This is a genomic window from Nonomuraea marmarensis (assembly GCF_043197025.1).
Lineage (GTDB): Bacteria > Actinomycetota > Actinomycetes > Streptosporangiales > Streptosporangiaceae > Nonomuraea > Nonomuraea marmarensis.
This window is the reverse complement of the sequence record NZ_JBICRM010000019.1, coordinates 82,618-108,316: the sequence shown is the minus strand read 5'-3', so window position 1 is coordinate 108,316 and position 25,699 is coordinate 82,618. Positions and strand designations below refer to the sequence as shown.

The 25,699-nt window shown below is 69.4% G+C and carries 23 protein-coding genes; 13 read left to right on the top strand and 10 right to left on the bottom strand.

Annotated elements, in window-relative coordinates; all coding sequences use genetic code 11:
- Nucleotides 1–5: 5 nt before the first annotated feature.
- From ACFLIM_RS28645 to ACFLIM_RS28635, 3 genes are read right to left on the bottom strand one after another with little or no spacing between them, the layout of a single operon-like run.
- The gene (locus ACFLIM_RS28645; protein ID WP_393170623.1) at nt 6–1,892 is read right to left on the bottom strand and encodes a glycosyltransferase; all 1,887 of its coding nucleotides are present in this window, start codon (nt 1,890–1,892) and stop codon (nt 6–8) included.
- Nucleotides 1,893–1,928: 36 nt separating this feature from the next.
- Nucleotides 1,929–3,536 carry a hypothetical protein gene (locus ACFLIM_RS28640; RefSeq protein ID WP_393170621.1) on the bottom strand — a complete coding sequence of 536 codons (1,608 nt, stop codon included), beginning with the start codon at nt 3,534–3,536 and terminating at the stop codon, nt 1,929–1,931.
- Nucleotides 3,533–3,919, bottom strand: coding sequence for a hypothetical protein (locus ACFLIM_RS28635; RefSeq protein WP_393170619.1), 387 nt, complete (start codon nt 3,917–3,919; stop codon nt 3,533–3,535). The genes ACFLIM_RS28640 and ACFLIM_RS28635 overlap by 4 nt, the downstream gene beginning before the upstream one ends.
- Nucleotides 3,920–4,526: 607 nt before the next feature.
- On the opposite strand from ACFLIM_RS28635, the gene ACFLIM_RS28630 reads away from it, so the two are divergent.
- From ACFLIM_RS28630 to ACFLIM_RS28580, 11 genes are all read left to right on the top strand, one after another.
- On the top strand, nt 4,527–4,775 hold the full coding sequence (locus tag ACFLIM_RS28630) for an acyl carrier protein (RefSeq protein ID WP_393170617.1): 249 nt from the start codon (nt 4,527–4,529) through the stop codon (nt 4,773–4,775).
- The gene (locus ACFLIM_RS28625; RefSeq protein WP_393170615.1) at nt 4,750–5,508 is read left to right on the top strand and encodes an SDR family NAD(P)-dependent oxidoreductase; all 759 of its coding nucleotides are present in this window, start codon (nt 4,750–4,752) and stop codon (nt 5,506–5,508) included. The genes ACFLIM_RS28630 and ACFLIM_RS28625 overlap by 26 nt, the downstream gene beginning before the upstream one ends.
- On the top strand, nt 5,508–6,818 hold the full coding sequence (locus tag ACFLIM_RS28620) for an AMP-binding protein (protein ID WP_393170613.1): 1,311 nt from the start codon (nt 5,508–5,510) through the stop codon (nt 6,816–6,818). Before ACFLIM_RS28625 ends, ACFLIM_RS28620 begins: the two co-directional genes overlap by 1 nt.
- 20 nt (nt 6,819–6,838) lie before the next feature.
- On the top strand, nt 6,839–7,864 hold the full coding sequence (locus ACFLIM_RS28615) for a LuxE/PaaK family acyltransferase (protein WP_393170611.1): 1,026 nt from the start codon (nt 6,839–6,841) through the stop codon (nt 7,862–7,864).
- Nucleotides 7,864–9,102 carry an acyl-CoA reductase gene (locus tag ACFLIM_RS28610; RefSeq protein ID WP_393170609.1) on the top strand — a complete coding sequence of 413 codons (1,239 nt, stop codon included), beginning with the start codon at nt 7,864–7,866 and terminating at the stop codon, nt 9,100–9,102. Before ACFLIM_RS28615 ends, ACFLIM_RS28610 begins: the two co-directional genes overlap by 1 nt.
- A 122-nt stretch (nt 9,103–9,224) precedes the next feature.
- Nucleotides 9,225–11,213 (top strand): hypothetical protein, encoded by a 1,989-nt coding sequence (locus ACFLIM_RS28605; protein WP_393170607.1) that lies wholly within the window; start codon nt 9,225–9,227, stop codon nt 11,211–11,213.
- Between the two features lie 108 nt (nt 11,214–11,321).
- Entirely contained in the window at nt 11,322–12,509 is a 1,188-nt protein-coding gene (locus tag ACFLIM_RS28600; RefSeq protein WP_393170605.1) for a glycosyltransferase, read from the top strand.
- Complete coding sequence (locus tag ACFLIM_RS28595; RefSeq protein ID WP_393170603.1) at nt 12,496–13,206, top strand: class I SAM-dependent methyltransferase; 711 nt, start codon at nt 12,496–12,498, stop codon at nt 13,204–13,206. The genes ACFLIM_RS28600 and ACFLIM_RS28595 overlap by 14 nt, the downstream gene beginning before the upstream one ends.
- A gap of 29 nt (nt 13,207–13,235) precedes the next feature.
- Complete coding sequence (locus tag ACFLIM_RS28590) at nt 13,236–13,913, top strand: polysaccharide deacetylase family protein (protein ID WP_393170601.1); 678 nt, start codon at nt 13,236–13,238, stop codon at nt 13,911–13,913.
- Nucleotides 13,914–13,943: 30 nt separating this feature from the next.
- A complete protein-coding gene (locus ACFLIM_RS28585; RefSeq protein ID WP_393170598.1) occupies nt 13,944–15,566 on the top strand; it encodes a hypothetical protein in 1,623 nt (540 codons plus the stop codon).
- 333 nt (nt 15,567–15,899) lie between these two features.
- On the top strand, nt 15,900–16,508 hold the full coding sequence (locus ACFLIM_RS28580; RefSeq protein ID WP_393170596.1) for a flavin reductase family protein: 609 nt from the start codon (nt 15,900–15,902) through the stop codon (nt 16,506–16,508).
- Between the two features lie 345 nt (nt 16,509–16,853).
- On the opposite strand, the gene ACFLIM_RS28575 is transcribed toward ACFLIM_RS28580, so the two are convergent.
- The 4 genes from ACFLIM_RS28575 to guaA all read right to left on the bottom strand — a co-directional run bounded on the left by ACFLIM_RS28575 (nt 16,854) and on the right by guaA (nt 21,207).
- A complete protein-coding gene (locus ACFLIM_RS28575; RefSeq protein ID WP_393170595.1) occupies nt 16,854–17,306 on the bottom strand; it encodes a DUF6941 family protein in 453 nt (150 codons plus the stop codon).
- Between the two features lie 437 nt (nt 17,307–17,743).
- Nucleotides 17,744–18,055: a hypothetical protein gene (locus tag ACFLIM_RS28570; protein WP_393170593.1), complete on the bottom strand. Its 312-nt coding sequence runs from the start codon at nt 18,053–18,055 to the stop codon at nt 17,744–17,746.
- Between the two features lie 326 nt (nt 18,056–18,381).
- Nucleotides 18,382–19,293, bottom strand: a complete 912-nt coding sequence (locus ACFLIM_RS28565; protein WP_393170592.1) for a CHRD domain-containing protein — start codon at nt 19,291–19,293, stop codon at nt 18,382–18,384.
- Nucleotides 19,294–19,659: 366 nt separating this feature from the next.
- The gene (gene guaA, locus ACFLIM_RS28560) at nt 19,660–21,207 is read right to left on the bottom strand and encodes a glutamine-hydrolyzing GMP synthase (RefSeq protein WP_393170591.1); all 1,548 of its coding nucleotides are present in this window, start codon (nt 21,205–21,207) and stop codon (nt 19,660–19,662) included.
- 85 nt (nt 21,208–21,292) lie between these two features.
- On the opposite strand from guaA, the gene ACFLIM_RS28555 reads away from it, so the two are divergent.
- The gene (locus ACFLIM_RS28555; protein WP_393170590.1) at nt 21,293–22,195 is read left to right on the top strand and encodes a hypothetical protein; all 903 of its coding nucleotides are present in this window, start codon (nt 21,293–21,295) and stop codon (nt 22,193–22,195) included.
- Here ACFLIM_RS28555 and ACFLIM_RS28550 read toward each other — a convergent pair.
- Nucleotides 22,186–23,007: an SDR family NAD(P)-dependent oxidoreductase gene (locus ACFLIM_RS28550; protein WP_393170589.1), complete on the bottom strand. Its 822-nt coding sequence runs from the start codon at nt 23,005–23,007 to the stop codon at nt 22,186–22,188. The two genes, ACFLIM_RS28555 and ACFLIM_RS28550, sit on opposite strands and share 10 nt — an antisense overlap.
- Nucleotides 23,008–23,019: 12 nt before the next feature.
- Nucleotides 23,020–24,513 (bottom strand): DUF885 family protein, encoded by a 1,494-nt coding sequence (locus ACFLIM_RS28545; protein ID WP_393170588.1) that lies wholly within the window; start codon nt 24,511–24,513, stop codon nt 23,020–23,022.
- 78 nt (nt 24,514–24,591) lie between these two features.
- On the opposite strand from ACFLIM_RS28545, the gene ACFLIM_RS28540 reads away from it, so the two are divergent.
- Complete coding sequence (locus ACFLIM_RS28540) at nt 24,592–25,335, top strand: N-acetyltransferase (RefSeq protein ID WP_393170587.1); 744 nt, start codon at nt 24,592–24,594, stop codon at nt 25,333–25,335.
- A gap of 23 nt (nt 25,336–25,358) precedes the next feature.
- Here the strand turns inward: ACFLIM_RS28540 and ACFLIM_RS28535 are convergent, their stop codons facing one another.
- The gene (locus ACFLIM_RS28535; protein WP_393170586.1) at nt 25,359–25,652 is read right to left on the bottom strand and encodes a hypothetical protein; all 294 of its coding nucleotides are present in this window, start codon (nt 25,650–25,652) and stop codon (nt 25,359–25,361) included.
- Nucleotides 25,653–25,699: the final 47 nt, after the last annotated feature.

Genomic DNA, 25,699 nt, shown 5'->3' with positions numbered 1-25,699 from the left:
CCTGATCAGCGTTCGGCGAGGAGCAGGCAGCCGTCCTCGGCCCGGTCGACCAGGAAGCGGCGGTCCGCGACGGTGGCGACCGGGCGGCCCCGGGTGCGTACCAGCGGGCGGATGGGTTTGCCCTGGTCGATGACGACCTCCCACCACGACTCCAGGCCGACGCTCTCGTCGATGTCGGCCAGCGGCACGCGGGCGTGGAAGTCCCGGCCCGCCAGCGCCACCGGGAAGTACATCTCCTCGCCGTCGCTCCTGCGTCTCAGCCTGAGCACCGGCTCGCCGTCGCCGACGTCGGAGATCTTCCCCGAGAACAGCAGGTCCCCGCCGTCCACCCGGCACTCGCCGATGACCGCCTGGGCCCGGCGCAGCCGTACGCCCCAGGCGCCCCTGGCATTGCGCACCGGCACCAGCCACACGCCCGACCTGCGCCGCGGCGCCGGAACCAGGGGCGGCGACCAGCGCGGCCCGGCCACCCTGCCGTCGAGCTTCAGCCCCTGGCTCCTGAGCTGGATCCGCAGGTCCCAGTGACCCCGCCGGGCGAGCTGCGCGCCCGACAACACGGCCGGATCGAACCCGAACCGGAACGGGAACGCGTGCTCCGGATGCGTGCCGCCGCCCTCCTGCTCCACGCTCTCCCAGGTGGCCGCGGTGTCCGCGTCGGAGAGCTGCACGGTCTCGCCGGTCCTGCGCTCCTCCATCCAGACGCGTACGCGCACCCGCCGCAACGCGCCCACGTCGAACCTGCCGACGGACACCCGGCCCGCGCCCCTGAGCACGCCGTCCCGCCAGTCGAGGCTCACCAGCCTGGCCGTCAGACCCAGCTCCTGGGAGATCTCGGACAGGTGGGCCGGCATCGACGGGTGCGTGCCGTACCAGCGTCTTCGCAGGAACCCGGCCGAACTGACCTGGGGTTGCAACCGCCCCGTGCGGGCCTGGTGGAAGACCTCGGCCAGCTCGTCCAGGCGGCGCTGGTGCAGCAGGTGCACCTGGAGGCGGTGCTCGAACGGGATGCTCTGCCACGCCTCGCGCGACACGCCGTCGAGATAACGGACGATCAGGTCGAGCAGCCCACGGTCCACCAGCGGTCCCATGGTGGCCATGGCCTCCACGGCCACGCCCATGTCGATGTCCAGAGTGTCGCGGTCGAAATCCGGCTTGAGCATGGGCGCTCCCCTGCTGAGCAGGGCGGACGTCTCCAGCACCGACAGCAGGCGGTCACGCAGGTTGCCCGGCTCCAGCCGGCGCTGGGTGATCGAGGAAGCCGGCTCGTCGCGTTGCCGCCAGTGGTAGACGATCCCGGCCAGCACGTCCACGGCGCGCGCACCGACGTGGGCGGCCATGGCGACGGGCTGGTCCTCGTACATGCGCTCGGGGAAGCTCAGGCCGAGCTCGTCCCAGAAGGAGCGGCGGTAGACCTTGTTCCACAACATGCGGTCGCGGATCAGCAGGCGGTGGCGGGTGATGTGGGTGCCCTTGATCGGCCTGGCGAACGCCTCCCGGTGCGCCCACGACGGGATGAGCAGGTTGTTGTGCAGGCGCATGACGTTTCCGCAGGCCAGATCGGAGCCGGTGGACTGGAGCGAGGACACCAGGTTCTTGAACGCGTTGCGCGGCACGGTGTCGTCACCGTCCACGAAGGCCAGGTAGTGGCCCATGGCGTGCCGTACGCCGACGTTGCGGGCCCGGCCGACGCCCTGGTTGTCCTGCCTGATGAGGCTGATCCGGGGGTCGGCCGACTGCCTGGCCGCGACCACGGCGGGGCCTCCGTCGCCGCTGCCGTCGTCCACGCAGATCACCTCCAGGTCCGCCAGCGTCTGGGCGGCGATGGAGTCCAGGCAGGGTCCGATGTACTTCTCGACGTTGTAGAACGGGACGATCACCGAAAGAACCGGCACATGCATTCACTCCTCATCTTGGTCAGCTCATCTTGGTCAGCCGGACAGGAGGCGGATGAATCGGCGGGCGACCTTGCGGGGCCGGGCCAGGCGGCGGGAGAGGCGGTATCCGAGGGTTCTGCGGTAGGCGGTGGCCTTGCGCTGGGTCCTTCTCAGCTTGGCCTTGGCCCTGACCAGCTCGCGTTCACGGTAGGAGAGCTTGGTCTCCAGCCGCGAGATCCGGGCCAGGGCGGCGGTGAGCTGGTCGGCCAGGCGGTCGCGGGAGCCGAGCAGGTCGCGGTAGGTGGGCGCCTGCTCGGCCAGCTCGGCGGGCTGGCCGAGCTCGGCGTCGAGCTTCCGGGCCAGGTCGAGGTCGCCCGGGTCGCACGGGCGGTCCGCCATGCCGCACAGGGTCAGCGTGAGCTGGTCGGCCTCCAGCGGCCACGGCCACGGGTGGTGGTGTCCGGCCGCCAGCAGTCTGACCGCGAACCGCCACAGGATCCGGCACAACACGACGCGCGGCTCCGGTGTCGTGGCCGGTGGCGCCGCCGGGCTGATGGCCGCGAACCGTTCGCCGTCGTAGACCAGGCTGTCGGTCGCGGCCGACACGCCGCCGCCCGCCTCCAACCAGGTGGCCAGGTCGGCCAGCAGCTCGCGTACCGTTCTGACGTCCTCGCGGGCGCACGCCTCGACCAGGATCTCCTCGACCACCCTGCCCGCGGGTATCGGGCGTTCCTCGCCGTCGGGCAGGCGTCTGGTGCCTGTGTGGGTGAGCTCGTACAGGGCCGCGCCCTCCTCGATGAGCCCGAGCGGCAACCCTTCTTCCTCGGCCGGGTCGTGGTGCGGCGGGCGGGTGGCCACGGCGAGCCAGAGCGGGGCGAGCTCCTCCCCCAGGCGGTGCCTGAACACCAGGCGGGTCAGCCGCAGCGGGTCGGCCACCAGCATCCGATCGCCGCCCCTCGCGCTCAGCGGGAACGTGAGCGCCTCCGGCAGGTCGAACGCCAGCGCCTCGCGGGCCAGCAACGCCCGCGGCGCCTGCCTGCCCGGGTAGGCCGCGTAGCACCGCTGCACGCTCAGCCCCGCGGACTCCAGCCCGCCGTCGAGCGCCCCGGGCCCGCTGGGGTAACTCGGGTCGAAGCCGTGCGGCGCCCACTGGTCGTCGGCGCCCTCCCTGTCTGCGGGCCTGGCCTCGAGGAACCGGTCGACACCCAGGTCGTTGCGTACGCCCAGGGCCAGCCGCCCGCCGGGCGCGACCAGGGCGGCCAGCGCGTCGAGCGACTCGATCCAGGCCGCGGCGGGCGCCTCGGCGGAATGGGTGCGCGACAGCCCGTCGAGCGCCAGCACCAGATCATACGGCTCCTCCGCGTGGAACACCTCCAGCCGCCCGCAGAACACCTCCAGCTCCGGATGCCGTTCGCCGAGAGCACAGGCGTCAGGGTAGGAGCGCAGCAGCACGGCGGCGGTAGGCGCCCGCGCGACCACGTCGTCCACCAGCAGCTGCGGATGCGGCCCGACCAGCAACACCCTGCCGCTTTCCGGGATCATCCGGTTGATCAGCTCCAGTGCCGCGCCCCGCCAGTCCGTTATGCCGCCCATATTGGACATGTCGGACCACAGCAGCATCTCCCCGCCGATCAACCGGACGTTCTCGGGTGCCTCATTCATGCGCGCACCCGCTTCCAACCGAACATTCGCCGTAGCTCCTCCGGTGTCGCCTGATATTCGAATCCCAGCTCGCGCCGCGCCACCTCCGCCGCCAGCCCGGGATCGACGCTCGTGCCGTGCAGTTCGGGCCAGAGCCGTTGCCGGCGCGCCGTGCCGCCGTACTCGGGACGCTCGTCCTCGAACTGCATCGGATCCCCGTACACGGCCACCTCACACCCCACCGAGGCGCCGTAGAACAGGGCGCTGCCGAGCCGGTTGGAGGCCACCTTCCGGTGGCGCCGCAACGCGGCCAGTTGCTTGCGCAGGAAGTCGCGTCCCGTTCCCTCCCAGCGGGAGCCGCGCTCGCCATGACAGATGACCCGGAAGCCCTTGGATTCGTACACTCGCCGAATGTCCGGATTCGCGAATTCCAGCCAATAAAGGCAGACCGTGACCGGACCAGTCTCGACATTTCCGATTTCGTCGGCGAGCCGAGTGTGGTCACCCCTGACGGAATGCTTCTCCCAGCCGTGGAAGGGATACCAGATCGTACCCTTCCGTTCGCGTACCGTGCCCAGCTCGGGCTCGAGGTAAAGGAGGTAAATCCAGGGCGCGCCGATGAGATAGTGCCCTCTCCTGCCCATCGACCAGCCTCGGCGGCGTAGCACGTCAGACCAGATGAAACGGGGATAGCCGGGGCTGCACCAGTGGTCGTTCGGGGGAAATCCGTGGAGATAGTTCCATCCGTGTTGGAGGAATCCTTGGATTCGTTTTGGCGCCTCGTCCAGGAGGCCACAGTATCTGCCGAGTATGCGCGAGTGCCCGTACCAGTGATTGGATTCGTCCATCATTCCCCCTGTACGGTTGACGTGTCCCATCCGACATTCCCAGCCATCAACGTTCGCCACGCGTCGTTATACGGTTCCATTACTCGGGACGGGGTCTTGGTTTCTCATCGCGCCCGATTGCCGCTACACTGCGTCGTGGTCTGAGGACAGAGAGTGAGTGATCATGAGTCATCTCGATCGCCTGCGGGCCGTCTTCCGCATGGCGCTGAACCTTCCGCCCGACACCGACGTCGACGGCCTCGAATACCGTGCCATCCCCCAGTGGGACTCCCTGGCGCACATGGCGTTGATCGCCGCGATGGAGGACGAGTTCTCCGTCATGATCGACACCGATGAGATGATCGACATGAGCTCGTTCGCGAAAGCGGCCGGGCTGCTGGAGAAGCATGGCATCGGCGCTGCCGCCGTCTGAGGCCAGGGTCGCGCTGGTCACGGGGTCGACTTCGGGGATCGGCCGGGCCGTCGCGGCCAGGCTGGCCGCGACCGGTCACGACGTCGTGCTGCACGGCCGCGACCAGGAGCGGGCCGCGAAGGCCGCCGCCGAGGTGGCGGCCGAGACCGGCGGTCTGACCGACTCCGTCCACGGCGACGTGGCCGACTACGGGGTGGTCTCGGCCATGATGCGGCAGATCTACCAGCGACACGGCCGACTCGACTCCCTGGTGATCAACGCCGGCATCCACGCGGCCGGCCTGCTCGGCATGATGCGCCACGACACGGTCAGCAGGCTCTTCGAGGTCAACGCCATGGGCGCCACGCACACCCTGCAGGCCTCGCTCAGGCTGCTGCGCCGGGGCACCGGCCCCGCCGTGGTGCTCGTCTCCTCGATCATGGGCCGCGCGGGCGGCCCCGGCCAGGCGGTCTACTCCGCCACCAAGGCGTCGGTCATCGGCCTCACCCTGGCCGCGGCCAAGGAGCTGGGGCCGACCGGGATCAGGGTCAACGCGGTGGCCCCTGGCTACATCCAGACCGACATGCTCTCCACGCTCGGCGAACAGGCCCGCACGGCCACGGTCGCGGCGACCCCGCTCGGCCGCCTCGGCAGGCCCGACGACGTCGCCCGCGCCACCGCGTTCCTGCTCTCGCCCGACGCGGATTTCGTCACCGGCCAGGTCATCGGTGTGGATGGCGGGCTGGTGTTGTGATGTTGTTCCCACACCCACAAGCCCGGCTCGTCGTCGCTGGAGAACCGGAGGGCCTCACCGGCGACGAGCTGGACGACCACATCACCCGCACCGCGGAGGCGCTGGCCCGGCTGCGGCCCGGGCCGCTGTTCTGCGGGATGCGCAACAACCTCACGTCGGTGTTGCGCTATCTCGCCGCGTGGCAGTCCGGCCGGTCGATCGCGCTGCTCGACCCCGACCTGTCCGCCGGGGCGCTGGCCGACCTGGCGGGGCGGTTCAGGCCTGCCGCGTTGCTCGGGTTCACGCACGCGACCGACGGCTCACCGCCGTCCCGCCGCGACGCTCCCGATCCGCATCCCGACCTGGCGGTGCTGCTGGCCACCTCGGGTTCGACGGGCAACCCCAGGCTCGTACGCCTTTCGCGCCAGGCCGTGCTGGCCAACGCCGCCGCCATCGCCACGGTGTTGTCCATCGTCCCCGGCGAGATCGCGCCCACGAGCCTGCCGTTGCACTACAGCTACGGCCTGTCGGTGCTCAACAGCCATCTGGCCGCGGGCGCGACCGTGGTGCTGACGGAGGCGGGGCTGCTGGAGCGGTCGTTCTGGACCCATCTGGACGCTCATCGGTGCACGTCGCTGGCCGCTGTGCCGTACCAGTACGAGATGTTGCGCCGCCTTCGCTTCGACCGCTCCGAGCACCCGACGCTCGCCACGCTCACGCAGGCGGGCGGGCGGCTCAGCCCGGTGCTGGCGACGGAGTTCGCGGGGCAGGCGGATCGGTTCTTCGTCATGTACGGGCAGACGGAGGCCACGGCCCGCATCGCCGTCCTGCCGCCGGACCGGCTCGCCGGCAAGCCCGGCTCGGTCGGGCCGGCCATCCCCGGCGGGCGGCTGACCGTCGACGACGGGGAGGTCGTCTACCACGGGCCCAACGTCATGATGGGCTACGCAGAAACGGCCGCCGACCTGGCCCGGGGGGATGACCTGGGCGGGGTGTTGCGCACGGGGGATCTCGGCCGGCTGGACTCGGAGGGGTTCCTCTACATCACCGGCCGGCTCAAGCGAATCGCCAAGATCTTCGGCGTGCGGGTCAACCTGGACGACGTCGAACGCCTGCTCCGCGACGCGGGCCCGGTGGCCGCCACGAGCGGGGACGACCGGGTGACGGTGTGGGCCGAAGGGCTGGACGCGGCGGGGTGCGTGGGGCTGGCCCGGCGGTTGGGGGCCGAGCTGCGGGTGCACTGGAGCGGGTTCGACGTACGCGGCATCGAACGCCTGCCCCTGCTGGCCACCGGCAAGATCGACTACCGCGCCCTGGAGTCCCGCACATGACCGGCCCTGCGGGGCGGGGCGTGAGCGTTTTCAGCTTGGCGGCGGCTGAGCGGGAAGCGGTGCTGGTCAGCGAGTTGGCGGCGTTGACCGAGCGGCACCGGGAGGCGTGCCTGCCGTACCGGAGGATTCTTGACGCCATCGGCGCGGCGCCCCCCTATGAGCGGGTGGTGGATCTGCCGTGGTTGCCGGTGCGGCTGTTCAAGACGCACGAGTTGCGTAGCGTGCCCGGCGAGCAGGTGTTCAGGGTGTTGACCTCCAGTGGGACCAGCGGGCAGCGGCCGAGCAGGATCTTTCTCGATCGGGAAGCGGCGGCGGCGCAGACGCGGATGCTGGCGGCCACGCTCAGATCGGTGCTGGGAGAGCGGCGGTTGCCGATGCTGGTCGTCGACAGCCGATCCGTGGTGCGCGACCCGACGTTGAGCGCTCGCGGGGCTGGGGTGCTCGGGATGATGAACTTCGGCCGGGATCACACGTTCGTGCTGGACGAGCAGGGGCGGGTGGACGCCGAGGCGGTCAAGGGGTTCCTGGCGCGGCACGGGGGCGAGCGGTTTCTGATCTTCGGGTTCACCTTCATGGCCTGGCTCTACCTGCGTGATCTCGGTGCGGATCTGTCGCACGGCGTGCTGATCCACTCCGGAGGGTGGAAGAAGCTGACGGAGCAGGCGGTGGACAATGCCGAGTTCCGGCGGCGGCTGGCGGCGGAGTGCGGGCTGGCCAGGGTGCACAACTTCTACGGGATGGTCGAACAGATCGGGACCGTGTTCCTGGAAGGACCCGATGGGGATGGGCTCTACTGCCCCGATTTCGCCAATGTCGTGATCCGTGATCCGGAGACCTGGCGGGAGGCGCCGCCCGGCGTGCCGGGGCTGATCGAGGTGGTCAGCACGTTGCCCACGTCATACCCGGGCCACGTGCTGCTGACCGAGGACCTGGGTGTGGTGCGCGGCGTCGACGACGGGTGCTGGCCGGGGAAGCGGTTCGAGGTGCTCGGCAGGCTGCCGCAGGCAGAGGCGCGCGGTTGTAGTGACACCTTTGGGCAGGGCTGATGCCGGACGACCGCAGCACGCCCGATGGCCCCGCGGTGGAGGTCCGGTTTCCCGCCGCCGCGGCCGTGCCCGTTGAGGTGCTGCTCGGGCAGGTGGGCGGTGGGCTCGCGATGGGTGATGAGCGGGTACGCGAGTTCCTGGCGGCCTTCGGGAAGCGGCTGCTGCGCCCCGCGCTGGCGCGGCGGCACCCCGAGCTCGGCTCGCTCGGCTTCTTCCTGCGGCCCAGCGAGCTGGCCCGGACGATCGAAGGGCTGGCCAACGAGCACGTACGCGTCCCGCGCGGCCTGATCTTCCACATCCCGCCCGCGAACGTGGACACCGTCTTCGTCTACTCCTGGGCCCTGTCGGCGCTGATGGGCAACCGCAACGTCGTACGCCTCTCGCCCCGCGCGGGTGCGGTCGCCAAGGTCATCCTGGAGACGCTGCACGAGGCGCTGGCCCATGCCGATCCGGTCATCGCGGCCACGCAGCGGATCGTCTCCTACGACCGTTCCGAGGCCGTCACCGCCGCGCTCTCGGCGGCCTGCGATCTGCGGGTGGTGTGGGGCGGCGACCGTACCGTGCACGAGATCCGGCGGCATCCGCTCTCGCCGCACGCCCGGGACCTGGTCTTTCCCGATCGTTCCTCGTTCGCCGTGGTGCGCGCGGCGGCGTGGCTCTGCGCGCCGCGTGCCCAGCGGGTCACCGTGGCCGAGGGGTTCGTCAACGACGCCTACTGGTTCGACCAGGCGGCCTGCTCCTCGCCGCGAACCGTGTTCTGGGTGGGGGCGCAGGGCGACTGCGAGACCGCCCGGGCCGACTTCAACGATCACGTCGAGCGGGTGGTGACCGTGCGCGGGTGGGGGGTCGATGCGGCGATGGCCGTGGAGAAGCGGGTCTCCACCTACGGGCTGGCCGCCGACGGGCTGGCGGAGAGTGTGGAGTTCCGGGGGAACGCGCTGGCCAACGTGACGCTGGCCGCCGCGGCCGCCGCACCGAGGCGGTGGCTGGGGGCGGGGACGTTCGCGCATGCCCGGCTGGAGGCGCTGGCGGAGCTGGTCGCGCTGGTCGAGCGGCGGGATCAGACGATGACGCATTTCGGGTTCGGCACGGCCGAGCTGGAGGAGCTGGCCAGGGGGCTGGCCGGACGCGGGGTCGATCGCATGGTGCCGGTGGGCAGCGCGTTGAGCTTCCATCGGGTTTGGGATGGGGTTGATCTTCCGGCCGAGTTCACACGGCTGGTCACCGTCATCAGATGACGCTCGCGCCACCCAAGCTCACGCCCGCCCGCCTGCCGATAGGGCGGAAGGGCTCCGGGTGGGTGCCTGCCGCAGTGGTTTGTGCCGGTGCCGTGGTCGTGTTCCTGTGGTGTGGGGTTTCCGTGCGCGATCTCGCCGCCTTCGGGGCGTATGCCGGGATCGGGGTGGCGCTGCCTGGGACGTTGTTGTGGCGGGCGCTGGCCGGGGGCGGGAGGTCGGCGGCCGAGGACGTCGCGGCGGGGCTGGCACTCGGGTACGCGGTCGAGGTGCTGGCCTACATTCCCGCGCGGGCGGCCGGGGTGCCGTTGCTCGTCCTGGTCCCACACATGATCGTCATCGGGACCTTCATCGCGGTGCCCGGGCTGCGGCGGCACTGGCGGGGTGACGTCGCCAAGGAGCGCATGCCAGGGTGGTGTGCCTGGGCGCTCGCGGGGGTGGTCGGTTATCTGATCACGTGGAGCACGCTCCACCTGTATCGGGTGCCGATCGCCGGTGCGTACGTGGACATGCCGTACCATCTGGCGCTGGTCGGCGAGATCAAGAACCACCTGCCGCCGACGCTGCCGACCGTGCTGGGTGAGCGGCTTTCGTACCACTGGTTCGTCTATGCCGAGATGGCCGCCACGAGCTGGGTCACCGGGATCGAGCCGACCACGCTGGTCTACCGGTTGTCCACGTTGCCCATGATGGCGGCCATGGTGGTGCTGGTCGCGGTGATCGGGCGGCGGCTGGGCGGGCGGTGGGGGGCCGGGGTCGCGGCGGTGGGGGTGACGTACTTCCTGTTCGGGCCGGTGCTTCAGGAGGGAGTGGTTTTTCCGTCGCGGTCGATGTTCACCGCTTGGGCCAGTCCTACGCAGACGTTCGGGGCCTTGTTGTTCGCTCCCGTGGTGCTTTTGCTTGCCGGCAGGCGGCGGGGCTGGGTGGTGCTGGCTCTTCTGCTACTGGCGTTGACCGGGGCTAAGGCCACATTCCTGCCGCTGCTGCTCGCCGGGTTGGTGTTGGTGCTGGTCGTGCGGGGGTTGCGGCGGGAGTGGGCAGTGCCCGCGGTGATCACGATGGTCTGTCTGCTGGTCGCGCATTTGGTGGTCTTCGGGCGGGGGGCTCAGGGGATGGCCGTCGCGCCGTTTGCGACGATGCGGGCGCTCTGGGGGGTGGTGGCGGGTGTCCGGATGCCTGAGTTGGCGTCCGTGTCGGTGGGGCCGCTGGTGGTGCTGACCGTGGTGCACCTGTTCTGCCTGGCCTGCGTGTGGGGCGGGGTGGCGGGGTTGGGGGCTCGGGTGCTGGATCCGCCCGTGCTGCTCCTGGTCGGGATCGGCCTGGCGGGGATCGGCGCGGTCGTGTTGCTGGGGCATCCAGCGGACTCGCAGCTGTACTTCCTGGAAAGTGCCCGGCCCTACCTGTCGATCGCCGCCGTGTGCGGCGTGCTGGCGGCGCGGCGGCAGCCGTTGGTGCTGGTCGGGTGCATGGTGGTGCTGGGCGCGGGTGCCGCCGTGGTCGCCTCGGCGGTCGAGGTCTCCGGTGGGGCGGTGGTGGTGCCGTACCTGGTGCTCGGGGTGGGGGCGCTGGTGTTGTGGCGGCGCGGGTTCGTGCTGGCCGTGGTGGCGTTGCTGGCGGGATACGGCGTTCCGGCCTCTGTACGGGAGGTGGTCGGGCATGTCATGCCCGACGAGGAGAGACGGGAGCGGCTGATCCCCAAGGGGGCGCTGGAGGCGGGGAGGTGGTTGCGCGAGCACTCGTCGCCCGGCGACGTGGTGGCCACCGACCTGCACTGCCGTTTCCCCGGATGGCGTCTGTGCGACAGCAGGCATTTCTGGGTGTCGGGGTTCAGCGAGCGGCGGGTGCTGGTGGAGGGGTGGGGGTACGCCGAGAGCACGCAGTCCAGGACCGAGCTGTTCGTGACGTCGTATCTGGGGGTGCCGTTCGCGGACCCGGCGCGGCTGGCGGCGAACGATGCGGTGTTCCGGGCGCCTTCGACGGAGAACGTCCGGCATCTCGCCCGGAAATATGGCGTTAAATGGCTTTTCACCGGAATAAATCCGGAACTGGGGGAATTTGCCCGGTTGCGGTTCCGGAACGCGACGTCCTCGGTTTATCAGCTCGCCGGACGGTAAAGGAATTCCCCGTTCGTGGAATGGTGAAGAGAAACAGCACGCGCCCCTCCGGACGTCCCCAGCACCATTTCCGTGGACCCACGGCCACGAGCGAGATCAGGGGATTCTATGGACACGCGTGCCGCCATGGAGCCGCGCCCCCGCGTTCTCGACACCGGCACCGGACTGGCGAGTGTCGACATCGTCATCCCCGTGCTCAATGAGGAGCGTGCGCTGCCGGGCTGCGTGCGGACGCTGGCGGGGTTCCTCGACGGCGCCTTCCCGCTGCCGTGGCGCATCACGATCGTGGACAACGGCTCCACCGACGCCACCTGGCCGGTCGCGACCACGCTGGCCGGGGAGTTCGAGCGGGTACACGCCCGCAGGCTCGACATCCGCGGCCGGGGCGCGGCGTTGCGGGCGGCCTGGCAGGACAGCCCGGCCGACATCGTCGCGTACATGGACGTCGATCTCTCCACCGACCTCGGCGCCCTGTTCCCGCTGGTCGCGTCGGTGGCCAGCGGACATTCCGAGATCGCCGTCGGCACCCGGCTGGCGCACAGCGCGCGCACCCGCCGCTCGCTGCGCCGCGAGGTGGTCTCGCGCGGCTACAACACCCTGCTCAGGTACGGCTTCGGCGTACGGTTCAGCGACGCCCAATGCGGCTTCAAAGCGGCCAGGACCGACGTGGTCAGGCCGCTGATGGCCAAGATCGAGGACGACTCCTGGTTCTTCGACACCGAGCTGCTCCTGCTGGCCGAGCACAACGGGCTGCGCGTGCACGAGGTGCCCGTCGACTGGATCGAGGACCTCGACTCCCGCGTGCGGATCGTCAGGACGGCGATCGACGACCTGAAGGGGCTGGCCAGGGTCGCCTGGTCGATGTCGCTGGGCCGGGCCCGCGTCGAGGTGGCCAGGTCCGAGCCGACGCCCACGCATCCGGACGCGATGGTCGCCAGGCGCCGGACGGTGTTTCCGCCGTTCGCCGCGGTAGGCGTTCTTTCCGGAATCCTGTACGCGCTCACTTACCTTCCGCTGCGTGAAATGTGGTCGCCGGAGATGACGAATCTCGGTGCGCTCGTACTGACCGGGATCGTCACCATCGAGGCCAATCGCCGGTGGGCCAGACGTACCGCGATGCATTTCCGCGCGGCGGCGCTTTTCGTGCTCACCTACGCGCTCACCACCACGGCCGTGCTCGCGGTGCCCGCCGGCGCCGGGCGATTGGTGGAGGTCGGCGCGGTCGTGGCCACGTACTGCCTGCTCACCCTGATCCGCTGGGCCTTCTCCCGGACGAGGAGCTATGGAAAGCACTGAGATCCGCCGCCTGATCGCGCTCGAGGACACCCACTGGTGGTACCGCGAGCGCCGGGCCATCCTGCGCAGGGAGCTGCGCGGGCTGGGCCGTCCCGGGCGGGCGCTGGACGTCGGCGCCGCGGGCGGCGGGAACACCAGGGTGCTGGTCGAGGCGGGCTGGGACGCGACGGCGACCGACAATTGCGAGACGGCGGTGGAGATGGCCAGGAAACGCGGGCTCAAGGCGGTCCGGGCGGATGCTCGGGCGCTGCCGTTCGAGCCGGGGAGCGTGGACCTGGTGACCGCTTTCGACGTGCTGGAGCACATTCGCGAGGACCACCTGGTCGCCGAGGAGATCGCCAGGGTGCTCGCGCCGGGCGGGCACGCGTTGATCGCGGTGCCGTGCGACATGGCGCTGTGGTCGGCCCACGACGACGCCGTCGGCCATGTACGCCGCTACGCCCGCGAGTCGCTGACCGTCGTGGTCGAGCGGGCCGGGCTGGAGGTCGATCACGTCTGGAGCTGGAACGTGCTGCTCCGCCCCCTCGTGGTACGCCACCGCCGCCGATCCCAGGGCAGCGACCTGCGCAAGACGCCGCTCCTGGTCAACGCGGGCCTGTCGGCGATCGTACGGGCGGAAAGGTACCTGCCGGTCAAGTCGCTCAAGGGCGTGACGTTGTTCCTGCGTGCCCGACTGGTGTCCGGAAAGAGACGTTAGGCCGTTCTGTTGGCTCTAGGCTGTCGGATGTGGTGATTCACGCCCTACTCGCGGCCTCGCTGGCCATGACCTCGCTGACCTCGCTGCCCGCCCAGGCGACCGTCGACTGCGCCCGGGTCAAGTGCCTGGCACTGACGTTCGACGACGGCCCGGGGGCCGGGACGCCCACCCTGCTCAAGGCGCTCAAGAAGGAGGGTGCCAAGGCCACCTTCTTCCTGGTGGGCAAGCAGGTGGAGAAGCATGCGGCGATCGCCAGGAAGACGCTCGCGCAGGGGCACGCGATCGGCAACCACACCTATTCTCACGCTCGGCTCCCGTCGCTGCTCGACGACGAGATCCTCGACGAGATCAAGACGACGCAGGAGATCATCGAGGACGCCACAGGGCTGCGGCCGAAGATGTTCCGGCCGCCCTATGGGGCCACCGACGACCGCGTGCTGGGGCTGGCCGATCAGACGGACCTCGCGCAGATCTTATGGACGGGCACGACGCTCGACTGGAGTCTGCGTGACGCCAAGAAGATCAAGGCGGCGGTCCTCAGGCTGGCCAAGCGCGACGGCGTGATCCTCATGCACGACACGGTTCCCGCCACCGTCAAGGCCATGCCTGGCATCCTCAAGGAGCTCAAGAAGCGCGGCTACCACCTCGTCACGGTGCCGACGCTGCTCCGCGGCAAGGGGCCGGCGTCCGGGGTGAGCTACTTCTAGCGCTTATCCCGGCAACTCGGGATTGGAACCATGGGCGACACCACAACCGTTGCGAAGCCCAGGCCGTGGGTCGCGCTCGCGACCTTCCTGATCGTCCAGGCGGTGCTCGCCTGCTGGTGGGCGGCGCTCTACCCCGGCCTGTTCAGCCGCGACTCGGTCCTCTACCTCAGCCACACCCTGGTCGGGCCGTGGGTGAGCGATCATTCGGTGGCCTACGACGCGCTGTTGTGGCTGAGCTTCACCAAGACCGGTGACCTGGGCGCCGTCACGTTCGCTCAGACGACGGCCATGGCGCTGGCGCTGACGTACCTGGCGGAGTCGCTCAAGAGGCTCGGCGCGCCGCGCCTGGCGACCACCGTCGTCGCGATGCTGATGCCGCTGGCGCCTCCGGTGGGGGCGTTCTCGGTGACGTTGTGGAAGGACGTGCCGTTCACGATCTGCGCGGTGGCGATCGCGGGGGTCTGCGCGCGGATCGCGGCTCGGCGGGCCGTCACCTTGCCCACGCTGGTCGGGCTCGGGGTTTTGCTGACGGCGCTCGGGTTGTTCCGCGCGAACGGCTTCCTCGTCGTGGGTGTCGCCGTCGTGGCGCTGCTGGTGATCGTCACGACCATGCGGGTACGGTTGCTGCTCGTCGGCACCTTCGCCGCCGCCCTTCCGCTCTTGCTCACCACTCTGGTGTTTCCGCAGTTCGGGATCATGGCGCCGTCCAAGACATACGTTTATCACACGACATTTGGCGATATAGCGGTCGCTTTCCGGGATCGTCCGGATTTGTTCAGCAAGCAGGACGAGGCTCTTCTGGCCTCCGTCGCGCCGTTGACGCGCTGGTTGGAAGGGGGGACCTGTTACACGGTCAATCCGCTGATCTGGCGGCGAGACTTCAGCTGGCAGGCGGCGGACGCGCATGCCGACCAGCTGTTGGAGCTATGGACGCGGCTGCTGGTGGCCGACCCTCGGATGATCGTGGACACCCGGTTGTGCCGGGGAGCGATCGCCTGGCGGCCGGTGCAGGATGCGCTGGCGGTCGGGGGGATGACGTACCGGTTCTCGCGGCAGCCGAACGCCGACTCGTATGTGGGGCCCGCGAAGGTGGCCGACTTCCCGGGGCGGTGGGTTTTTTCGCTGCGGCCGTTGTCGCTGGAGCTCAATGCGGTTGCCGATCCATGGCTGACTGGAGCTCTGGCTCCTGAGTACGACTGGGTGCTTTGGCGGGGGGCTGTGTGGTCGTACTTGTCTTATCTGGCTGTGGGCTTGGCTGCCTGGGCGCTGCGAAATCGGTATGTGGTGGGGGTGGCGGCTGTGGTGGCCGGGCAGCAGCTCGCCATTCTGGCCAACATCTCGGCGCAGGACTTTCGCTACATGGCCTCCCCGATCTTCATCGGGGTGCTGCTGGTGCCGTTGCTGATCGGGAGTATGGGGCGGGTGGTGGTCTCGCTGGTACGGGGGGTCGGTCGGCGGCCCGCACGATCTGCGCCGCCCGTACCGGAACCGGCGGGACCGGAACCGGCGGGACCCGAGCCCTCGTCCGAACCCGAGCCGGCGCAAGCCGAACCGGCGCAGCCATCGCGAGCCGAACCCCGACCGCCGGAAGCCGAACCCACCGAGCCCGAACCCACCGAGCCTGAGCTGCCGCCTGGGCGGGAGCAGGCCTGATGGTCAGACAGCGGCACGCTGGGCCAGGGCCGGCGTGCCCGCGGTGGCCTGGCGGGCGTCGTAGCGCTCCCGGGAGGCGGCGACGCAGGCGCTGTGCTTGCGTGACCAGTTGGTGAGCGTCTGTGGGGTACTGTCCGAGACGACTACGACTCTGCTGGCCGGTTGGATGCTTCAGGGGGCAGTCGTCGTGCTGAGCCGAGACGCGGTAGTTGGAACCTGGCCATGATTGTTGGCACTGCTCCCCGGCTAACCACCACACCGACCGTCCCAGCATGCCCGCGCTGTCCGCGTGGCGGCCACTACACAGTGTAAGCATGATGAATACTAAACGTTATGCGCGTCGACTTCGATCCCGAGGCCATGGGCGGGGCGGCTTTCTTCCGGTTCATGACCTCGGTTGTCGTTCCGCGTCCGATCGCGTGGGTCTCCACCGTCACACCCGACGGATCGGTGGAGAACCTCGCTCCGCACTCTTTCTTCAGCATCGCCAGTACTGATCCGCCGATCGTGCAGTTCACCTCGATCGGCCGCAAGGATTCCCTGCGCAATGTCGAGGACACCGGAGAGTTCGTCGTCAACCTCACCTCCGAACCGCTGCTGCACCTGATCAACGCCACCGCCACCGATTTCCCTCGGTCCGTCAGCGAATTCGGCTTCGCGGGAATCGAACGCGAAGCCAGCCGTCATGTGCGGCCGCCCCGGGTGGCCGCCTCTCCCGTTGTCCTAGAGTGCCGTTCGCACACCACTCTGCGCATGGGCAACTCCACCCTGGTTTTCGGCAGGGTCTTCCTTGCGGCAGTGCACGAGAACTACCTCGTCAACGGCCGGCCTGACGCCGAGCGGCTGCGCCCGTTGACCAAGCTCGGCAGCGACGAGTGGGGGACGCTGGGCGAGATCTTGCACCTGAACCGCATACCTTACGAGGAGCCGCAGGCCGAATAATTCATTGAGTCCAGGCCCTTTGCATGTCGTTCATCTGTCCCGCGGCGAGGCCGGCCATGAACCATATCCCCTGCACCCGGCTCTGCATATCAGGCAGCGACAGCGAACCAACGGGAAGCGCTCACAAAAGCCGCAGCTTACTGGGGCCGCTGCTTCAGCTGGGCGTTTTCGTCGTTGAACCTTCGCCACGTGCGGCGGTTGGCGCGACTTGGCTCCGCCGTACAGGATGGGTTTGTGCCCCATTGAACAGAGCCCACACGGGATCCGGGACGGTCACCCGCACGAACTCAAAGAATCTTATCGATGTGACCGTCAGGAAGCCTCACAGAGGAGCGGGAGGGCTGCCTAGACGTCCGTAGGCGAAGGCGGTGCTTCTCGAACAGCGAAGGCGACCAAGGAAAGCAACTCACCGCTTGTTCTGACCTCCCAGACATAGCGTCTGCCAGGCTCCAATGGGAGCTCCGGCACAGTGACGGCGAAGCTGTTGTGCACATCCACCAGCTTGGCGGCCGGATCCGTGTCGGCTGCGGACTCGTTGAGCTGGAGGGTGCCACCGTATTCGATCGGGCGTTCCTCTCCCGGCTCGCCTATGCGAACCTGCTTGCCCGTGTCATCCACAAGACGCAGGGTGAACGACCGTCCTTCAGTGGCCTCCTCCCAACTCAGTCTGATGAACATGGCGACTGCGGTCTGTGTCGGCCTGGCATCCGTGACGGACCAATCACCACCAAGAACGTTGATCTTCCCGCTTGCGACATCGTGTTGAGCTGCGTCGCACAGCACAATGAAGGCTTCCATCACGCACTTGCCCGGCGCGAGATGCGCCCTGAGCTGAGACGCGGCTTCTGTCGTTGGGTGCCACCGACAGTCACTCTCAGTGGGCCAGACACATGTTCGGTGATCGAAAGTATGCCTGGCAATGACGTGGCCGCCGCTTCCGGGAGTGGATATACAACACGGTAAATCAGCACTTCCGGGTCAATCCAGCCGCTTAGGCGAGCCTCCACAAGTCGCTCGACATCCGGCAGGCATCGCCCATGCTCTCGTAGGCGTCGGAGCTGTGGCGACGTAGCAGTCCAGGTCCCATCAGCGTTCTCACGGTAGGTGATCTCTACTGCGCGCCGCGGACGTTCCGGACACTGTGCCGTGCCTCTCTGGGCCAAGCGGTCAGCAGCCTGCCTGTATGTCAGTTCGTCGCTCACATCAGCCATCATGCCCAGAATCCCTTCCCATGCCTACGACTTGACGAAGGCAGTCCGGAGAACGAACGTCCCCTCATTTGGATCATTCGGATTGCGTGGATCAAGGTACGCCACGAACGGACGGCCGTTCCAGAACACGGCTTTCGCCTCAACGCGCTCGCCGTGTATATCGTCGTCGACCCACTCTGCGACGACGTCCATCCCGTAGATCAGGGCCTCGCGCACGTCATCACCGGTACAGTCGTGTTTCTTGCGGATCTTCTCCTCCTTCTCTGGAGGGATGATGACTTCGGCGATGTAGACCCGATCCACGGCTATGGAGTCTTCCAGACTGGAAACAGGCACGCAGCCCAACCACCTGCTGCGGTCCCACTCGAGCCGACCGTCTCGGTGGAGAGCGCTTTACCGCTCGGACGGTGAAGAAGGGCGCCGTTGCGGCGGCCGGCCACGTGCGGGTCAGCGGGCGTCACCCTGGAGGCCCTTCGCCACGTGCGGCGGTCGGCGTGACCTTGGCTCCGCCGTACAGGATGGAGGTTTTGTGCCGCGACCGGACCTGCGCGGGACCCCGAAGGGGAACCCGCGGCAGGCCCGGTTTTGGCCCGCACAACACATACGAGAGCGGCGAACGCGCCGGTGCGGGCCAGGCCCGCACCGGCGCGTTCGAGTGGTTTCTACCAGCCGCCCTTGTAGAGCTGGCCGCGGACCGCGCCGCCGGGGAACTCGGAGGTGTGCAGGTTGGCGTACCAGCCCTTGGGGTTGTGCCTGATGCCGCTGGCGACCTTGGCCGAGGCCTTGCCGGTGCCGGCGATGCCGTTGATGCCGGCGGGCAGGCCGTTCTTGGCAGCGAAGAAGTCCACCACCACCGGACCGTTCTTGCCCTTCACGCCGCGGTGGATGTGGCCGTTGGTCGGCGCGGCGATGTTCTTCCAGGCGGTGGCGAAGTGCACCTGGGTGCCGCTCACCCAGATGAGCCACGCCGCGCGCCCGTTCTTGTCGCCGACCTTCGTGCCGGGCGCCGGGACCTCCTGGCGACCGTCGGCCGACGCGGTGATCGTGGAGTGCGACCCGGTGGCCAGCACCGACTCGAGCGACACGGGGTGGATCCGGTGCAGCTGAGCGCGTACGGCGCCGCCGGGGAACTCACTCGTGTGCAGGTTGGCGTACCAGCCCTTGGGGTTGCTGCTGATCCCCCTGAGCAGCCCGGAGTCCTTGACCGTGACCGTGCCCTTGACGGCGCTGAGATTGCCGGGCAGCGCCTCGCCGAAGAACGGGATCTTGACGTCGCCGTTCTTGCCGGCCTTGCCCTGGTGGATGTGGAACGCCGTCGGAGCGGCCACCTTCTGCCACCGGATGGCGTAGTCGACCTGCTTGCCATGAATGCGGAACACGGCGATCGCGCTGCCGTTCTTGTCACCGACCTTCACCCCGGGGGCGGGCACTTCGTTCTTGCCCGAGAGCGTGGCCGCCAGGTACACGTCACTGCTCGTCTCCGTGCTCGCCTGCGCCATGGCAGGGGTGAAGGAGGCGGCGACCAAAGCTGTGGCAAGCGCGAGGCCGGGGACGGTGAGGATGCGCTTCGTCATGATTGACCCTTTCAGTGGCCTCGGGTTGTGAGGCCCAATGGCGGTGTTGACGCACTGTTGTACGGCATGAGTCTTGCGCCGAGTTCAATCCGGCAATATGGACAAATACGCATTCGATGAACAGGAAGTTGACCGTGGTGCCGTTGCGGCGGCCGGCCATGTGCGGGTCAGCGGGCGTCACCCTGGAAGTCACGCGCCACGTGCGGCGGGTGGGGTGACCTTGGCTCTGCCGTACAGGATGGGTTTTGCGCCACGAACGAGCCCGCACAGGCGCCACCCGCGGCACGACGCGGCGGCGCAGGCTTTCACTCACGGACGAGCCCGCACGGGAGCCACGAGGGCACTCCGCGCGGGCTCAAGAACCCGTTACTCCCACTCGATGGTGCCTGGGGGCTTGCTCGTCACGTCGACCACCACGCGGTTGATCTCGCGGACCTCGTTCGTGATCCGCGTCGAGATCCGTGACAGGACGTCGTAAGGCACCCGTGCCCAGTCCGCCGTCATCGCGTCCTCCGACGTCACCGGCCGCAGCACCACCGGGTGCCCGTACGTGCGCCCGTCCCCCTGCACCCCCACCGACCGTACGTCCGCCAGCAGCACCACCGGGCACTGCCAGATCTGCCGGTCGAGACCCGCACGCGACAGCTCCTCGCGGGCGATGGCGTCGGCCTCGCGCAGCAACGCAAGCCGGTCGCGGGTGACCTCCCCGACGATGCGGATCCCCAGGCCGGGGCCGGGGAACGGCTGGCGCCAGACCATGGCGGCCGGGAGGCCCAACTCCTCGCCCGCCCGCCGGACCTCGTCCTTGAACAGCGCCCGCAGCGGCTCCACCAGCTTGAACTGGAGGTCCTCCGGCAGGCCGCCGACGTTGTGGTGGGACTTGATGTTGGCGGTGCCGGTGCCGCCGCCCGACTCCACCACGTCGGGATAGAGGGTGCCCTGGACCAGGAACTCCACCGGGCCGTCGGCCATGATGGCGCGCTGCTCGTCCTCGAAGACGCGGATGAACTCGCGGCCGATGATCTTTCGCTTGTCCTCCGGGTCCGAGACGCCTTCGAGGGCCTTCAGGAAGCGGTCGGCGGCGTCCACGACGCGGAGTTTCACGCCCGTGACGGCCACGAAGTCGCGCTCGACCTGCTCGGCCTCGCCCTTGCGCAGCAGGCCATGGTCGACGAAGACGCAGGTCAGCCGGTCGCCGATGGCACGCTGGACGATCGCGGCGGCCACCGCCGAGTCGACCCCGCCGGACAGCGCGCAGATGGCGTGGCCGTCGCCGACCTGGCGGCGTACGGCCTGGACGGAGTCGTCGACGATGTTGAGCATCGTCCACGACGGGCGGCAGCCGGCCGCGTCGAGGAAGTGCTTGAGCACCACCTGACCGTGCTCCGAGTGCAGCACCTCCGGATGGAACTGCACGCCGTAGAGGCCGCGCTCGACGTGCTCGAAGGCGGCGACCGGGGTCTCCAGGGTCGAGGCGGTCACCTTGAAACCCTCGGGAGCGGCCGCGACGCTGTCGCCGTGGGACATCCAAACCGTCTGGTTGGCAGGCAATCCCGCGAAGATGACGCCCTCGTTGAGCACCTCCAGCGACGTGCCGCCGTATTCGGCGACGCCCGTGCGGGCGACCTCGCCGCCCAGCGCCTGGGCCATCGCCTGGAAGCCGTAGCAAATGCCGAACGTGGGTACGCCCGTGGCGAACAACCCGTGCGGCACGGGCGGCGCGCCCTCGGTGTAGACCGAGGAGGGCCCGCCGGACAGGATGATCGCCTTCGGCTTCTTCGCCATCATCTCCTCGACCGGCATCGTCGAGGGGACGATCTCGGAGTAGACGTGGCACTCGCGCACCCGCCTGGCGATCAGCTGCGCGTATTGCGCGCCGAAGTCGACCACCAGCACTGTGTCGAATTCAGACACCGAGAGAACCCCCCAAAGGCGAAATGCGGTGTACACAGTCTATCGACGCCTGGCCTGACACCGGCACTCGTGCTAACACAGAACGATGGATCTTGTCTGGCCGGCGACTGCGTGGGCGCTCTGGGTCGCCGCGCTGGCCGCCGCCTTCAAGTTGTCCAGCCGGGACAGCACGTCGGGGACGCCTGAGGCGCCCCCGCCCGTGATCGAGCTCTTACGCGGGATGCGGGCTCAGGACGTGTTCCATGCGGCGCTGTTCGACCTGGCCGGGCGCGGGTGGGCGACGATTGAGGGCGACCGCCTGTCGGCGGCCCAGCCAGGACAGGAGCCGTTGCTGCCGTACGAGCGGTGGGTGCTGGAACGGGTGACCGCACGCCTGGCAGGAGCCCAGAAGGCGCCGGTGATCACCCTCATGCCCGAAAGCGCCGAGCTGGAGGGCGGTTTCGTCCCCTTGGTCCGCCAGAGCGCCATCGACCTCGGTCTGGCTCGGCGGCGCTGGCCGACCATGATCGTGCCGGTGCTCCTGGCGGCCGGGCTCGTCATCCCCTGGTACGCCACCGTGTCCGCGGCCGGCCTGTCGTGGCCGGGGATGATCGCGACGATGGTGTCGTTGGTGGCGGGGCCGGGGCTGATCATGGCCGGGCGGGGGTTCCTGCCGACCGCGCGGGGCCGGGAGGTCGCCGGGCCGGGTCCTGCACCCCGGGAGGAGTGGATCTTCACGGGCAGCGGCTGGCAGGGCGAGCGGATCGAGCCCGCCGGCTCGTCAGGTCGCAGGCGGCAGGAGATCGCTGGGTACGTGGTCAAACGCTGGGTCGACGCCGAATCCTGGAAGTGCTACATCGCCGTTCACGACGGTCGTTCGGAGCAGGCCACAGCGTTCCAGGTCAAGCAGGGCCTCTATCAGGACGTGCTGCCGGGCGACTCCGTACGGCTGCTGGTCAAGCCCAGCGGCACGGTGGTGCGGGTGCTGGCCCACGAACGTCACTGGTGACCGGGGAGGTCGCCGGTGAGCAGGGTCTCGGTCTGCCGGCGTAACCGGGCGGCGTACTTGGGGTCGGTCAGCAGCAGGAACCGCTCCTCCCGGATGGCCTGCACGACCAGGTCCGCGACCTGGGACGGTTCGATGCCGCGCTCGGCGCCCCTGGCGACCGCAGCCAGGGAGTCCACCTCGTCCTGGGTCGGGGTGTTGACCAGGCCAGGAGGGCGTACGCGCGCCGGCTCCCCGATGCGGGTCCTGACCGCCCCGGGGCAGAGCGCGGTCACCCGCAGCTTGGCTCCCGTGGCGGCCAGGTCCTGGGCCAGCGCCTGGGAGGCGGCCAGCGCGGCGTGCTTGGTGACCGCGTACCCGCCCGCCCCCGGCGCCGCGAACAGCCCGGCCACCGACACCGTGTTCACGATGTGCCCCTCGGTGTCCTGCTCGATCATGCGTGGCACGAACGCGTGGATGCCGTGCAACACGCCCCACAGGTTCACGCCGAGCAGCCAGGCGAAGTCCTCCTCGCCGCGGGTCCACATGTGGCCGCCCTGGAAGACGCCGGCGTTGTTGCAGAGCACGTGTACGGCACCCAGCTCCCCGAAACACCGGTTGGCCAGATGCCGTACGGACGCCGCGTCGGACACGTCGGTCACCTGAGTGAGCACCTCGGCGTCCCCGGCCAGCGCGGCCGTCTCCGCGAGCCCGCCGGGATCGACGTCGGCGAGCATCAACGTCATGCCCTCGGCCGCGAACCTGACAGCCAGCGCCCGCCCGATGCCGCTGGCCGCGCCGGTCACCACGGCGACCTTCCCGGAGAGCTCGCGCACGGGGAAACCTCCCTACAGAATGTTCCCGATCAGGCCCAGGGGCGGCGAGCCCAGGTCGAGCAGCGCCTTGTGGAAGCGTTGCAGGCTGAAGCCCGCACCCCACTCCTTGCGCGCCTGCTCGCGCAGGTCGAGGATGAGCAGCTTGCCCCAGGTGTAACGCCCGTACGTCGGGTCGAACGACGCCCGCCTGGCCTCCGACAACGCCGCAGGGCCCGCCAGGTGCGTGTCGGACTCGAAGCGCCTGGCGCCGTCCTCGACCGTCATCTGCCCGGTGTGCACGCCGATCGCGCAGGCCAGCCGGGTGACCCGGATCAGGGCCTCCACCCAGACGCCGATCTCGAAGCGCGGGTCGTCGGCCTCGAAGCCCTCCTCGACGCACAACTCCTCGGCATAGTGCGCCCACCCCTCGACGAACGCCATCGACTGCAGCAGCCGCCGCACCTCCGACGGCGCCCGCCGCAACGCCCTGGCGTGCGAGAAATGTCCAGGAGCCACCTCGTGTACGTTGATCGCCGGCAACGTCGTACGGCTGAAGACCTCCAGCCATTCCTCCTGGTCCTGGGCAGGCCAGGACGGCTCGGGCGGCGTGATGTAGTACCAGGACGGGCCCTCGGGCTCGCCGGGCGAGTTCCACGCCATCATGGCCATCGCCCACCGGCGCGACTCCGGCGCCAGCCCGACCAGGCACTCACCGTCGTGGTAGGGCACGAGATCCTTCTCGCGGGTGAACGCGATGGCCTTCTCCGTGCCGATCCTGGCGGCCTCGATCACCCCGTCGGCGTCCGGATGATCCTTGACCAGCTCCCGTACCACCTCCAGCGGCGCCCTGCCCCGCTCCCCCAGCTTGGCGCAGGATTCGGCGAGCAGCGCCATCAGCCGGTCCCGCTCGGCGTCGGCCCGCTCCGCCAGCCTGCCCAGATCGACGGGCAGCCCCTCGGCCGTGCCCATCAGCCTGGCCAGCGCCGCGCCGCCGAGCGCCGCGTCGGGGTCGCCCTCGGCGGCGGCGCGCTCGATGTGGGCGACCAGCCGGCCGTGCGCCTCCAGCGCGGCCTCGTCCGTGATCCCGGCGGACAACCCCCTGACCGCGCCGACCAGGGATTTCGCGACGGGGGCCGCGACCTGGTCGAGCGAGTCGAGCGCGTCGCGTACGGCGTCGGGCCAGAGCGCGAGGTGGGCCGCCTTGGCCGCGGCGCGCTCCTCCTCGGGGCCGTAGTCGCGGTCGTAGCAGGCGAGGTCGAGGTTCGAGAGGTGGATCAGCGGGTTCTTGCGATGCAACTCCAGCTCGCCGAACTGGTTGCGCAGGCTCTCCTCGAACACCTGTAGGTGCTTCGCGTCATGCGCTTCCGCGGGCGGGATTCCCTCACCGAGCCGCGCCAGCCCGGCCCGTACGCCGTCGGGCGACAGGTCCTGGATCTGGCCGTCGTACTCGTGCCTGCCACCGCCCTCGCGCGCCTCGGCCACGGTCAGGTCGGTGATGGCCCGCAGCCTGGCGTCAAGTTCTGTCATGCCGCCGACGCTAGCGCACGGCTTTTCGGGGGGTTAATGACGCGCGTACCAGTCAACCGGAATGTGACAATGATCCACATGCCCCTCCAGATCACGACACTCGCGGAACGTCCGGAGTTCGCGGCGTCGTTGTGGGACATGGACCATACGTGGCACGAGTTCATGTTCAACGATCCGCTCGCCGACCTGTTCTACCCCTTCGCCACCACGACCTACTCCGAGTACGTGCTCGTGGCCGACGACGACGCGGATCCCGGTCGGCTGGTGGCGCGGGGCTGCATGATCCCGTTCCTCTCGAACGGCTCCGACCTGCCCGACGACGGCTGGGACGGGGCGATCCGGTCCGGCTGGCTGGCCCGCCAGCGGGGCACCCGGCCCGACGACATCTCCGCCCTGGAGATCAGCGTGCGCCGCGACCTGCAGGGCACGGGACTGTCCGCCCTGATGGTCGCGGCGATGCGCGACCACGCCACGCGCCTCGGCTACGCCAGGCTGGTGGCGCCGGTCCGGCCCAACGGCAAACACCTCGAACCACACACCCCCATGACCGAGTACGCCTTCAGGACCCGCTCCGACGGCCTGCCCCACGACGCCTGGCTACGGGTGCACGTGCGGGCCGGCGGGGAGATCGTCAAAGTGGCGCCGCGGTCGATGGTGGTCGCGGGCACGCTGGCGGAATGGCGGCGGTGGACGGACCTGCCGTTCGACCGCTCGGGGGCGATCGAGGTGACAGGTGCGCTCAGCCCGGTGCACTGCGACGTGGAGCACGACCACGCCGTCTACGTGGAGCCGAACGTCTGGGTCAACCACGCCTTGAGCTGAGCACTGGTGGCACGAGCAGCCGCTCAGAGGAGGCGCGCCCGCTCGCCGGGTCCCAGCAGGCGCAGCCGGTCGCCGTATCCGGCGAACGCCTTCTCCACCGTGTCCCTGCCCTGCGTGAAGTGCGCCCAGTGCTCGAAGTGCAGCGGCACCACGTACCGGGCTCCGAGGATCTCGGCGGCCGTGACGGCGTCGTCGCTGGGCAGCGTCAGATAACCGTCCACCAGCGGCGTCCTGGCCCCGCCCGCGAACAGCACCGCCACGTCCACGGGACCGACCCGCCCCGCCACGTGCGAGAGCAGCACGGCGTCAACCGCCACGACCGGTTATTCCGCGTGCTCTCTTCCATCCAGGGCCGCGACGACCT